This window comes from Micrococcus sp. KRD070, assembly GCF_017168435.1.
Taxonomy (GTDB): domain Bacteria; phylum Actinomycetota; class Actinomycetes; order Actinomycetales; family Micrococcaceae; genus Micrococcus; species Micrococcus luteus.
On record NZ_JABFNH010000055.1, the window covers coordinates 1 to 12,698 of the forward strand.

Sequence of the window (12,698 nt, forward strand, 5' to 3'; positions counted from 1 at the left end):
TCCCATCACGGTGGCCAGCACCACCACCCAAACGGGCAAACCAGCTGGCCACCAGTGGGCAGTTCTGATGGCCACCAGCGGGAAGAAACACTGGCCGCCTATGGGCAGAACTCAATGGCCCTTGACACGGATCGTGCCCTGCCTGGTGACCTCTCGTCGCCCTTCATTTCGTCGTGTGTTCTGCCGTTTGTGACCGCCCCTGTGAGCGATCACAGTCCCTTCACGGCGTTGGATCGAGAGCGGGACGACCGATCCAGACGGTGTGCTGCGGGGCCACGTTCAGCCCGTCCCTCAGCCGTCCACGCATCACGCCGACCCGAGTACGCCCTTCCACAAGTTGCAGCGCCCCGGAGGGGCCTCCGAAGCACCCGCGATCGAGGAGGATCGGGGCCCTGAGCCACGTCCCCTGCTCCTCCCAAGCCCGCACGACTCGCCCGCCGCGAACCTTGATCCAGTGCCCGTGATAGTCCGGGGCCTCCTGGGCCAGATAGTCGGCACCGCCCTTCCCCGTGGGCACCACCTCTAGAACCTCTGTCGACAGTTCCTCGCGAGACCAGCGGACCCGCGAGAGGTCCACGGCAACGTACTCGCAGAGGAACTCATCGAGAGGCAGATGCTCGTAGAGCCACTGGTCCACGACATCGAGCGGCCACCCAAGTGCCTCAATCTCCGGAATCGATGCGAAGGCTGCCAGCGTGGTGACCTCGCCAGTCTGTCCAGGCACCAACCGGAGAATCTCATCACGCTGCAAGTCGGGCAGGTAGACCGGTCGGTGCGGGTCTGCGTGACTGTGCATGGCTCCATGCTGGCACAGCCAGCGTGTCGCCTTGGCCGTCAACTACTTGGACTTTCGCAGTGGATAGGTTCAGACCACGCCCGACCGCCGGGCGCAGTCAGGAGAAGCAGCATGAACGAACAGCCGAACACCACGATCATCGAGAATCTAGCGGAGGACCTCACCCCCATCGCCTACGGTGCCGCGAAGAACATGAAGGAGCGCACCGACGCGTGGAATGAGCAGGGCGGGGACCTTCAGTCGATCCTCGATCTTCAGAAGGAGGACTTCCGGGAACTGCTTCGCGCGCTCGCTGCGGTCGAACTTGAGGTGCGAACGCTCAAGGGTGAAGTAATCCGGGGAGAGGACGGCGCAACCACCGGGGGCGAGCCCCAGGCCTAAGCCCGACTGCTGACGCTGAGGCGGGGAGGGCTATCTCGTCCGGTCCTCCCCGCCCCAGATCCCGAAGCGCTCCTTCGCCGTCTCCGCGTACGCCGCGCACAAGTCCAGAACCGGGCACGACTGGCACAGAATCGCCGCCTGCGCCCTCTCTCCTCGGCTCGGTCAGCCGGTGAACCCGTCCGGCTCCTCCTGACACGGCACAGAGCCGTCAGGGGCTTCCAGCAGAGCCACCGTGAGCGAGGCGTAGGCGTCCAGCGCCTCGGGACTCCGGACCAGTTGGGAGCGACCGTCGATTTTCCCGTCGGTCCGGCTCATGACCGACCCTCCGAGCCCCGGCGAATGCGTTGCAAGTTGCTCGCGCTGCTGATCCGACGCGGCGCCGGAGCACCCGTCCGCTCAGCCCTACGGAGAGCGATCTCCGCAGCCTGCCTCGAGGCCGCGGACTTGCTCATCGACGACCGCGCCGCCGCCCCGATGTCCCTGACGACTCTGCCCCTCGGCACGGCCACGGACCCCGGCCCCACCTCGGGACGGTCCGTGAGATCCGCGATGACCATGCCGACCGCCGCCACGATGTCATCATGCGTGCCCGGCGGATTCTGCAACTTCACCGTGGACGGGCCGGTCTCGATCAGCCGCGCGGACAGGAACTCCGTCCGCACCTCCGGATCATCCGGAAGCGACAGAGCACGGTCACGAAGCGCGACATAGGTCGACCGCGCCAGCCGGTTCGCCCCAGCCGAGGAGAACACGAACTCCTCCGCGCGCACGCCCTGTCTCGTGAGGTTGCCGGTCAACTGCTCGGCCTGCATCCGATCGAACCGCAACTTGGCGCGGTACTGACGGCACAGCCGCAGAGTCGAGGCTTCCACCTCCGCGAGATCCACCTTCGCATTGCGCTCCGGTCGCCAGTAGACAACCCGGTCGATCACGACCCGCCGACCCTCCGGAGTGCGCTCCGAGTGCCCGGCGGCCAGCGCGGTCAGATCGCGGCGCGTACCAACGTCCAGCGCCGCCACGTACTCCACACCGGGACGCGGGTCGATGCTCAGCGAGCCGGGCCGGATCGCGGCCTCCACGTCCTCCGGACGGGTCAGAGCATCATCCGACTCGGCCCACTCGCACAGGATCAGACGCCGCCACTCCGCCGCCGTGAGATCCGACTGTGTGGACTCCACGTCCTGCGGGGACCACCACGGCGACGGCCCCGGCGTCCTCGAGGTCCGCCAGTGAGCAGAGTCCTGAGCATCGGCCCATACCTCCGCCCCGAGCCCGACCGGGGAACCGGCGGTGCCGATCACCAACAGCCGCGAGCCGGGCACCTTCGGCACTGCCGAGACGATCGCCCCGTAGAGCCGCCGGTGGTTGGTGGTCGAGGGCCAGACGCCCAACTCGTCGACCACCGACAGCCAGGGCCGTGTCCCGTAGGCCGAGGCCGCGTCCGAGGCTTCCACGGTCAGCGTCGCCCCGGTCGAGCGCACGCGCACCGACCGCGCCCCGAGATCCACGGCCCCGGACAGACCCGGCGTGCGCCCGACGATCCCGGCCAGAGCATCCGCGAACAACCCGGCCTGCTCCGCGTCCACGGCGTAGATGTGGCACCGGGCGCGGGCCGGAGCCTCCGTCAGCAAAAGCGCCAGGCACATCGCGGCGACATCCGTCGTCTTGGACATGCCGCGCCCGCGCAGGATGAAGTGACGGCGCGGCGCGCCCTCGGAGGTGTCGAGCACGGCCTGAGCGTCGGCACGCTGGAAGGGGTAGGCGATCTCGCCCCACGTCCTGCCCTCGTCCATCACGAACCCGGCCATCAGCGCGTACGCGTCTAGGGCATGTCTGACAATCGTTTTGACCATGCGAGCACAGCATTCAGGACCACAGCGGCCCGGTAGATGATCGCGTACTTGTCATACCGGGTCGCCAGACCCCGCCACTGCTTCAGGTGAGCGTACTGACGCTCGATGACGTTGCGGCCCTTGTAGGCGTCCGCGTCGAGGCCAATGGGGCGCCCGCCGCGGGCACCGCGCCGTCTGCGGTGGCCCTGCTGGTCGGCCGGTTCGGGGATGACCGCTTTGATCCCACGGGCGCGTAGGTGGGTGCGGATCGCCCGGGAGGAGTACGCCTTGTCGCCCAGCACGGCCTCGGGGCGGGTCCGGGGCCGCCCTACTGGCCGGGTCACGCGCAGCTGCTCCAGAAGAGGAAGCAGCATCGGGGAGTCCCCTGCCTGGCCGGGGGTGATCAGGCTGACCAGCGGCAGCCCGGTCCCATCGACGAGCTGATGGATCTTCGTGCTCAGCCCGCCACGGGAGCGCCCGATGCCGTGATCGGCCGGTTCCTCACGCGGATTCTTGTAGTTCGATCCATCCCCCTGTGTGGCGGGTGATGTTCGTCGCGTGCTGGTGGGCGCGGGCGATCGTGGAGTCCACCGAGACCGACCAATCGATCAGGCCTTCGGCCTCAGCGGCGGCGGTCAGCGTGGCCAGCACCGTGTCCCAGGTGCCTTTTTCGGCCAAGCGCCGATGCCAGGTCCACACTTCTCTGCCAGGGCCCGTAGACCTCGGGCAGATCCCTCCAAGCGATTCCGCACCGGTACCGGTAGATGATCGCCTCCACCATGGCGCGGGCGTCGGCGAACGGCCTGCCGGCCCGGCCGGCCCGGGTCGGGAGCATCGGGGCGATCAACTCCCATTGGGTGTCAGAGAGCATCTGGAACCGGGACATGTCCCCAGGGTCTCAGCTGACTCGTGCATCTATTCTCAGACACGCCCTAGGCCACGAGTGGGTCAGGCGCCGTTACATCGCGCCTCGCACCGGATCCCAGGCTGCACGACTGGCGCCCTTCCGGCCATCTCGACTTCAGTGGTCTCTGATCTCAGATGTCAAGATTTCCACGGCGTGTCGCGGTATGCAGCATATTCACGCGTTTGTGAAATCTTCGCTGCATCTCGACAGCACCCCACCCTCTGATCGCCTCCCGGTACCCCCTGCCGTAAAATCGCAATCATGTGGAAGGCAGATCACCCCGGTACCCCCTTCCATGGACTTGACTCGTCGGGTAGCCTCCTCAGCGAGACGGAGTCGAGAGGAGGAGGCTAACCCGAGCGAATCAGCCCATTCCAGAGGGCAATATCTCTCTTTTCTTTCTTCCCCGTCCTTCCGGATTTCCCGATGGGTGGAGGCGCTCGACTCCCGCTCTTCCCGCGGGCTTCCCGCTCGCGTTATGGCACCTGAACGGCACTCCTGCGGTGCCGTCTCCGGCGCACTTCCCACCCCCGTGTGGCCCATGCACATCGCCTCGCCACTGCTGCTCATCCCCCGAACGGAGCCGCCCCTGATCCAGGCCCAGAGGGGGTCTCTGGGGCGTGGATCTGTGGCTGGGCAGTGGCGGCAGACTCCCCTCCCTCTGGCCCTCGTGCGGCTTGGTTTCCGCCGGGCCCCTGGCTTTCTGCTCCCGGCCTGTACGCCCGCGCACGGCTGCGCTCTGGCTCCCGTCTACCTTCGGTGCTCCTTGGATGCTCGCCGGTCGCTGGTGCTCGTATGGCACGGCTTCCCGCTGGGGAGCTCGCGTGAAGATGTCGCAGCCGCTGGTCTACGTGTCGTAGGGCCCGGCCGGGGGGCGTCTCAGAGACCGCCGTGCGGGGTCATGTCGATCTGTTCAACAACCCGGTTCTGGGTGGTGTCCACGACGACGGTCATGGGGCGCTCGGTCCGCGGCGCGGTGACCCAGGGGTCCTCGCCGGTGGTCTCGGTGGCCACGATGAGCGCGACGTCGACGCGCTCGCCCTGGACGGTCTGCGCGCGCGACTCGAGCACCTGCACCGACGTGCTGGCCTTGGCCTGTACGAAGCGGTGCTGGGCGTCGGATTCCCAGTCCCGATCGACGTCGAGCGTCTTCAGCAGCTCAGGGCTCACCGTGGGCGCCAGCGCCTCCCGCCACTGCTGCCGGCTGGTCTGCCACGTGCGCGCGTTCATGGCCTGCGCAAACCGGCTGGCCACGTCCTCGGCACGCTTGCGGGCGTCGGGGTCCAGACCCTGGACGGCTCGCTCCTGGGCGGCCTTCTCCACCCCGATCTGGGAGCTGCGTGCCGCACTGACCGATGACGGGCTGACCTGGGCGTTTCCAGATTTCGACGGCCCCGTGGAGGTGGTCGTTTCCCGATTCGTTTCCTGACTCGCAGCGCTGGCCGGGGCGGTGCTGGCCGACGGCTGAGGCCAGGCTCCGGCCGTCGAGTTCGCGGCCGCCGCGGGGGTGGGGGCCGGCGCCTCCGGCGCCTGCTCGCCGGGGGTGCCGGTGAGCAGCCACGCGCCGGCGCCTGCCGCGGCGAGAGCGCCGACCAGGAAGGGCCAGGCCCGCCCCGTGCGGGGCTGGGGCTCCTGGGGGTGGCGGGTGGTGTCCGTGCGGCTCACTTCTTCTCCTGGATCACGTCGAAGTAGACGGTGTCGGTGCCGGTCTGGGTGACCGGGTGCTTGCGGGTGCCGGCGGACTCGTTGATCGCGGAGATCATCATGCCGTCGCCGACGTAGATGCCCACGTGCTCCCACCGCCCGCGGGTGGGGTCCCACTTCTGGGCGACGATGTCGCCGGGCTGCGGGGTCTCGGTGCGCTTGCCCACGGTCCACGGGGCCTGGCGTGGCATGTCGATCCCGTTGTCCTGGTAGACGCGTGAGACCAGCCCGGTGGCATCCCAGGATCGGAAGTCCGCGGCGCCGTAGGTGTAGGTGCCGCCGATGCCGGCTTCGGCGCGGGAGACGATCTTCGAGCGCGAGAAGTCGGCCGGGATCTCCAGGCGCTTGGTGTCCTCGTCCAGGGCGTGGTTGCCTTCGGGGGCGGTGCTGGAGGTGGCGCTGGCTGCGGCCGCAGCCCCGCCGGCGCCCTGGCACATCATGGGGGTGGTGCCGGTGACCTGGCCCAGGATCTGGTTCGCCGCGTTCTCCCACTTGTTGTACTCGTCGGGGTGGCGCGAGTTCTGTACGGCCTGGGCAGCCGGCCCGGGGGCCATGCCCTCCCAACCGGGGATGTCCAGCAGGCCCGGGGGCATGCCCTTGTTCGGGCCGGTTGGGCCGCCGAAGAACGCTCGTGCGGCGTACTCGGGGTTCATCAGCTCCGGCACGCTTCCCCAGCCGGCCACGGTGCGCTGCTGGAAGACGTTGACCGAGTCCTTGTTGGTGCCGGTCTTCTGGTGCGGGTAGTTCATGGACTCCGGCAGGGTCGGGTTCGCCATGTTCTGGAGCATGGTCTCCTGGAGCCCGGTCATCAGCGCCACCTGGATCCCCTTGTCCGAGATGTTGAGCTCGCGCGCCACCCCGATGATCAGGGCCGCGTTCTCCACCTGCTCCGGGGAGAGCGTCCACTCGCTGCCCTCGGGCAAGGTGATCCGCACCGGCCCGTTGACCTTGGGGGGCTGCCCGTCCGAGGCGGCGGCGCCCGCGGGCGAGGATCCGCTGGCCAGCTTGGCCGAGGGAGCCGAACTTGAGGAGGCTGCTGCCGAGCTCGAGGACGCCGCCCCCGCGGCACCGCCGCCGGCCGGAGAGGTCAGCCGGGGCATCTGGCCCTTCTCCAGGATCAGGCCGCGCTCGGCCAGCCAGGTCTGCGGGTTGGACCGCTCGCCGTTGACGTAGAGCATCAGGTGCAGGTGCACGCCCGTGGCCACGCCGGTCTCGCCGGCTCCGGCCAGGTGGTCCCCGGCCTTCACCTGCTGGCCGGGCTTGACCACGGTGGTGCCGTTGGCGATGTGGACATACCGCCACTCGATCCCGTTGCCTGAGTCGATCTTGAGGATGTTGCCGCCCTCTTCACCCTCCATGTTGGTGCCGATGACCGTGCCGCCCATGACGGCGTTGATGGGGGTGCCCTCGGGGATGCCGCCGATGTCCACGCCACCGTGGAAAAGCAAGGGCGCCTCGCTCGTGTAGCCCGGGGGGATGTACCCGGGCCCGAAGGGGTTCGGGCGCGGCCCGTAGTCGGAGGTGACCCGGCCCATCAGCGGGATGGCCAGGGACCCGTCCGCGGCGGTCAGGCCCCCCACGACACAGGAGAGGGAGGACTGCTGCATCTTCAGCTTCTGCTGGGCGCCACCGATCATCAGGATGATCAGCAGGATCAGCACCACCACGAAGGCGACGACGGCCACCACGGCGCCGGCCCCGATGAAGACGGCGCGGCGCTTCATGCGTGCTGCCCCCGCGGGCCCTGGGCGGCCCGGAGGCGCTCGCGCATCCGCTGGGTGGCCTCCGTGCTGTGCGCCCGCGGCCGCCGCGGGGGCTGCTGGGGGCCCTGGCTCGAATCCACGACGGTGCCCTCGACGACCTCGGGCCGGCGAGGGGTCACGGTGGCCTTGCCGTCGCTGCCCACCGTGATCCGGGACTGGCGAGGCACCCGCTGGGGCTTGCCGGGGCCGGTGAGCTCCTTGCGGTTCTGGCGCTCGATGGACCAGGCCGCGCCCTGGGCAACGACGTTGACCGCCCCACCCATCGGACCACCGATGGCGGCCGCCCCGACACCGACGGCACGCACCAGCGGAGCCGGGGGCAGCTGCCCGCCCGGACGGCGCCGGCGCGCAGGCCCGCTGCCGCCGTCGGCGCGCGCGGCACGGCCGAAGACCTGGGGGCCGCGGGGATCCGGCCGGCGCGGTCCTCCGCTGGGCGTATCGGAGCCGCCCGAGGGGCCGGCGCCGCCGCCGGTCGGCCGGGAGCGCGCAGGCCCGTCCTGGCCGCCGCCCTTGGCCAGACCGAGGCGGCCGAACTTGTAGCCGCCCAGGGCCGTGCCGGCCATGCCCACCAGCGACTTCATCGGCACGCTGGACTTCTTCTCCTGGCCGGCGCCCAAGCGCGAGAGCCAGCGGGCGGTCTGGTCGCCCTTCTTCATGATCCCGTGACGCACGCGCAGCACCAGCCAGATCAGCGCGATCAGCATGAGCACCAGCAACAGCATCTGGAGGGTCACACCGAGGGCTGCGGTGGCCAGCAACATGTTGGCCACCAGGCGCAGGGACACGGCCACGAGCACGATCGCGGCCACGATGACCACGCCGCAGGCGATCACGCCGACGAACGCGCCGAAGAACTCCTTGCGGGAGGTACCCGGCACGATCGAGATCATCACGGCCAGCACCTGGTAGACCCCGTAGAACAGGGCGGTGAGCACGGCCAGGAACAGCACCACCGCCATGGTGGCCACGAGCACGGCGAAGGCTGCCGAGCCCAGGTTGGTCATGAGCATGGGGGCGACCTTGATGAAGGAGGTCGACTCGGACCAGCTCTTGGCCGACTCGCTGCACCCCTTGACCGGGTCCATCACGGACTTGGACTTCACGTCCATGGGGTCCGCGGCCTTCATCGTCTCGGTGAAGGTGCTGGCGCAGCCGCCCTCGAGCAACTGGCCGAAGGCGACGGCCTGGGAGGGGCCGCGCAGCATCGCGTCCGTCAGGTCGGCCATCACGGACTGGCCCAGGGCCGAGGAGGCGTCCGCGCCGCCGTCCATCGCGCCCTTGCCGCCGGTGGCCTCCACGGCGATCTGCGCCGCGGTCTGCTGGGAGGTCTGGAGGACGCCGTCCGGGCCGGTGATGTAGGCGACCGGGTTCAGCGCGATGTTCGTGGCGACCACGACCATCATCACGGAGACGAACATCTCCCCCCAGGCCGCGCCGCGCTTGCGCATGAAGAACAGCAGGCCGATGGTCGTGCCGGAGATCATTGCCGCCAGCGGGATCCAGTGGATCTGCGCGACCAGCTGCCCGAAGTTCTGGCCGAGGACCTCCATCGGGCCGGAGAACCAGGAGACCCACTGGAAGCTGAGCAGGGTGTGCAGCAGCCACATGCACGTGGTCACGCACATGTAGTGCAGGCCCCAGAAGAGGTCGAGCACGGAGACCAGCGCGTCGCGGGCGGGGTTGATGTCAATGCCGCCGGCGCCGTGGTCCAGGGGCAGTGCCTCGTACTTGGAGATGGGCACACCGGAGGAGTCGGTGACCTGCTGGGACCACTCCTCCAGGCCCATCACCCCCGACTGCGCCGGGGCTGCCGGGGCCGCAGAGGCGGCCGGGGCGGCCCAGAGCATGGTCAGCAGCACGGCGGCGCTGACGCCAGCTCGTCGCATCCATCCGCGTGCGCTCATGCGTGCACCAGCTCCTTGGCGGTCTCGGTGGAGGCTCCGCGCTTGGGCGGGGAGCTCATCACGGCCTTGAAGCGGGCCGGCGAGAGCGGAGGAAGCACCTTGATCTTGGCGACGTTTCCGTAGGCGTCACGCATCAGCGCCTCACCGCGGCGCTCGGGGGCCACCTCCTCGTTGTCGTCCAGGGGGGAGAGCCCGGAGGTGACCAGCTCGACCCACTCGTCCTGCCCCATGTCGGCCATCCAGTCGAGGTTGCGCTGGGCCATCTTGGAGTCGCGGGAACGGCAGACGATGCGCACGGGGATCAGCGCCTGGAGCTGCTGGGATCCGAAGTCCGTTGACGCGTCATGCGAGCCCAACGCCACGGCGGCCTTGTGCTTGCGGCCGTAGCGGACCACGTTGGACAGCTCCAGCTCGGTCTCCGGGGAGCCGGTGGCGTGGTGGGCCTCGTCGACGATCATCAGCGACTCGATGGAGTCGTCGGCGTAGAGCACGACGCGGCTGATGGCCACGATCAGGGCATAGAGGGCGCGGCCGATGACCTTCTCCACCGGCAGCTCCGCCTTCAGCGCGGCGGACTCCAGCTCGTGGCGTCGGGGCAGCTCCACGCCGCGGGTGCAGAAGGTGAGGAAGCGCGAGGACAGGTCCAGGGTCGGCAGGGACTCGTCGAAGAGCAGGGGCCCGAACTCGGTGGACTGCACGTTCTGGAGGCCGAACGCGATCGCGCGGGTCTGTTCCGGCTCCTCCCCCGCCAAGCCCTGGCCGGAGAGCAGGTGGGCTACCAGGGACCCCATGGAGGTGATCTGGTGCTCCTGCGCGTAGTCGGGGTGCAGCAGCTGGCCGAGCAGCCGGCCCTCGGCGGAGTTCGAGCCGAAGCCCAGCAGCACGGAGACCAGGGAGCGGGTCACGCGCGCGGCGACCTTGCCCGGGAACAGGCGCAGGGGGTCGATCGACCAGCGGGTGTCGCCGAGCTCGACGACGGTGGGCTGGGAGCCTTCGCGTTCGGTGAGCAGTCGACCCAGGGCCGCCCACTCGGTGTTGTCGGAGCGGTCGATGGCCACGATCTGGCCGCCGCGGTCGAAGACGTTGCCGGCCACGATCTTCAGCAGGGTGGACTTGCCGGAGCCGTTCTCGCCGGTGACGGCGAACGAGCCGGACATGTCGGCCTCCATGAGGCCGCCGATGTTCATGAACACCGGGCTGCGGCGCGAGGAGGAGATGTTCGTGCCCAGCCGGAATCCGGTGCGGGTGCCCAGCGCGTCGGTCACCAGGGGCACGCCGAAGGCCAGGTGCCGGCCGGTGACCAGCAGCTCGAGCTTCTTCACCACGGAGGAGGCCGGCGTACCTGGCAGGCACGCCCACCACAGCGACTCCTGGTAGCCCAGGGGCGTGATCACCTTGAAGTCGCGCGCCGAGTAGGCCGCCTGGATCATCTGGGCCTGGTCCTGGGCCTGTTCGGGGGTCTCGGCGCCGACGATGAACATCACCGCGACGTCGACGGAGACCTCGGCCTCTGAGGAGTTCAGTGCGGCGTGGTAGGCCTTGAGGTCCTCGGCGATCGCGTCCAGGCGGGTGGATCCGCCGGTGATCGCGTGGGAGTCGCCCTCCTGCTGGTTGTACTCCTCGTTGAGCTTCTCCTCGGCACGCTTGTTCCGGGCGGCGGCGCGCTTGGCCGGCAGCACGTTCATGCGCATGATCCAGTCCGCGTTGACGCTGAGGGAGTCGATGTAGGAGACGTACTCGTCGTCGGGGAAGGTGAAGCCCTCGCGGGGGCCGGCGGTCAGGGCCATCACCACCTGGTACGAGGCCTGTCCTGCGGTGGTCTCGGAGGCGATCTTCACGTACCGGCGGCCGAAGGGGTTCAGCCGTTCCTTGGCGCTGACGTCGGACTGGCCGCCCTCGTCCACGAGCGGCTCGGGAATGCTCGCCCCGGAGGTGAACGCCTGCACGTCCTCTCCGCCAGCGGGCGCGGTGGGATCCGATCCCAGGCCCCGGCTCTGGGAGTGCGCGTAGATCCAGGCGACCTCGGCCGGAGAGGAGGGGATGGCCTTGAAGGCGGCGGGGATGGCCCGGCCGATGTGCTCGGCCGTGCGCCCCAGAGCCTGGATCTCCGCCTCCGTGGGTCGCCAGGTGGGCAGGGCCAGCTGCTCGCGCAGCTTGCCGTCGACGGAGCGGATCAGGGTCTGGAGGCGGTCGGTGATCGACTTGGACGGCAGCGGCACGGCCAGCCAGTAGGCTCGCTCGCCCACGGGGATCGTCTCGAGCTCGTCCAAAGAGAGCTCGACCTCCTCGAGGTAGTTGGGGCACTGCTCCAGGTCGACACCGTCGAGCATGCGCTCGACGACGGCGGCGGGGTCGAGCTCGGCGCACAGGCCCATGAGCATGGCCTCCCCGCGCAGGCCCTGGAAGAGGGCCTGGTGGGCGAGCATGGCCCGCTCTTTGTGCTCGCCCTTGCCGAAGCCGTAGGGCAGCCCGTGCACGCGCCACATCGCCCACACCGTGCCCGTGGAGGTCCACATGAGGTTCTCGCGCAGGTACAGGAGGGAGTTCTTCATCGCTGGGTGTCCTTGTTCTCGGTCGTGCTCTGCTGGAGGAGCCGGGCCACGGAGGAGGTGCCCATCGGCCGGTACGTCGGCGCGGGCTCGCCCTGCGGTTCGTCGGTGGCCATCGCGCGGGCGGGAGCGGTAGGGGTGGAGGGCTTCTCGGGCATCCCTGCGGGAGCCTTCTTGGGGGCGAACGTCTCGCCGCGGTAGTGCCCGTGGGGCGGCTTGGACCAGGCCAGGAAGGCTCCGGTGATGACCAGGCCCAGCTCGTGGAGGTTGTCCGGGGCGAAGCGCAGCAGCCAGGTGACCGCCAAACCGGCGGCCAGGGCGCCGGCGAAGTCGAGCAGGTCGAAGCCGGTGGTCCAGGACCCCCGGACGGCCCACAGCAGCGCCACCGTGATCGCCCCGCCCACGCCCTGCACGAGCGTGTAGGGGCCCCCGGGCACCCGGGTGCCGTCGGGCAGCCGGTAGAGCGTGGTGGGGATGCGGCGGATGCTGCTGTAGAACCGTCCGGTCTCGGTCATGGCTTACTCCTGGCCGATCACTTGATGGTCGTGCCGGCGGAGTCCGCGGCCCACTGGACGCCGGCCACGCCGCCCCAGATGAACAGGCCGCCGGCCAGAGCGGAGAGCAGGATCGCCGGCAGGGTCCACTTGCCGCGGGCCGAGCCGATCAGGAAGATCACCACGCCCAGGAAGATGATCAGCGCGTTGAGCACGCCCTGGGCCTGGGAGATCAGGTTGTTGATCGAGGTGAAGAAGTTGGCGCCGAGCGTGAGGGAAGAGTGGAGGTACGGGGTGAAGACGTTCACGAGGTCTCCCTTTCAGAGATGAGGGGTCAGTGGGTCGGGGTGGACTGAGGGGCTGAGGTG

General features: G+C 69.4%; 10 protein-coding genes and 2 pseudogenes. 1 reads left to right on the forward strand and 11 read right to left on the reverse strand.

Features of this window, described 5'->3' with window-relative positions; genetic code table 11:
• Positions 1-220: 220 nt before the first annotated feature.
• Positions 221-796: a hypothetical protein gene (locus J1M38_RS11645; RefSeq protein WP_206450607.1), complete on the reverse strand. Its 576-nt coding sequence runs from the start codon at positions 794-796 to the stop codon at positions 221-223.
• 111 nt (positions 797-907) lie between these two features.
• Here J1M38_RS11645 and J1M38_RS11650 point away from each other — a divergent pair, with 111 nt between their 5' ends.
• On the forward strand, positions 908-1,177 hold the full coding sequence (locus J1M38_RS11650) for a hypothetical protein (protein WP_206450606.1): 270 nt from the start codon (positions 908-910) through the stop codon (positions 1,175-1,177).
• Positions 1,178-1,207: 30 nt separating this feature from the next.
• Here J1M38_RS11650 and J1M38_RS12345 read toward each other — a convergent pair.
• From J1M38_RS12345 to J1M38_RS11700, 10 genes and pseudogenes are all read right to left on the reverse strand, one after another.
• Positions 1,208-1,315 (reverse strand): annotated as a pseudogene (locus J1M38_RS12345) (WhiB family transcriptional regulator); the annotation flags it as partial.
• A 24-nt stretch (positions 1,316-1,339) separates the two neighbouring features.
• Complete coding sequence (locus J1M38_RS11660; RefSeq protein ID WP_206450605.1) at positions 1,340-1,492, reverse strand: hypothetical protein; 153 nt, start codon at positions 1,490-1,492, stop codon at positions 1,340-1,342.
• The gene (locus tag J1M38_RS11665; protein WP_206481998.1) at positions 1,489-2,985 is read right to left on the reverse strand and encodes a hypothetical protein; all 1,497 of its coding nucleotides are present in this window, start codon (positions 2,983-2,985) and stop codon (positions 1,489-1,491) included. Before J1M38_RS11665 ends, J1M38_RS11660 begins: the two co-directional genes overlap by 4 nt.
• Positions 2,986-2,999: 14 nt before the next feature.
• Positions 3,000-3,895 (reverse strand): annotated as a pseudogene (locus tag J1M38_RS11670) (IS5 family transposase).
• A 900-nt stretch (positions 3,896-4,795) separates the two neighbouring features.
• Positions 4,796-5,239 (reverse strand): hypothetical protein, encoded by a 444-nt coding sequence (locus tag J1M38_RS11675; RefSeq protein ID WP_206501278.1) that lies wholly within the window; start codon positions 5,237-5,239, stop codon positions 4,796-4,798.
• Positions 5,240-5,577: 338 nt separating this feature from the next.
• The gene (locus tag J1M38_RS11680) at positions 5,578-7,344 is read right to left on the reverse strand and encodes a peptidoglycan DD-metalloendopeptidase family protein (RefSeq protein WP_206450602.1); all 1,767 of its coding nucleotides are present in this window, start codon (positions 7,342-7,344) and stop codon (positions 5,578-5,580) included.
• A complete protein-coding gene (locus tag J1M38_RS11685) occupies positions 7,341-9,287 on the reverse strand; it encodes a hypothetical protein (protein ID WP_206450601.1) in 1,947 nt (648 codons plus the stop codon). Before J1M38_RS11685 ends, J1M38_RS11680 begins: the two co-directional genes overlap by 4 nt.
• A complete protein-coding gene (locus J1M38_RS11690; protein ID WP_098471891.1) occupies positions 9,284-11,839 on the reverse strand; it encodes an ATP-binding protein in 2,556 nt (851 codons plus the stop codon). The genes J1M38_RS11685 and J1M38_RS11690 overlap by 4 nt, the downstream gene beginning before the upstream one ends.
• Positions 11,836-12,351, reverse strand: a complete 516-nt coding sequence (locus J1M38_RS11695) for a hypothetical protein (RefSeq protein ID WP_206450600.1) — start codon at positions 12,349-12,351, stop codon at positions 11,836-11,838. Before J1M38_RS11695 ends, J1M38_RS11690 begins: the two co-directional genes overlap by 4 nt.
• A gap of 17 nt (positions 12,352-12,368) precedes the next feature.
• The gene (locus J1M38_RS11700) at positions 12,369-12,638 is read right to left on the reverse strand and encodes a hypothetical protein (RefSeq protein WP_206450599.1); all 270 of its coding nucleotides are present in this window, start codon (positions 12,636-12,638) and stop codon (positions 12,369-12,371) included.
• Between the last annotated feature and the right edge of the window lie 60 nt (positions 12,639-12,698).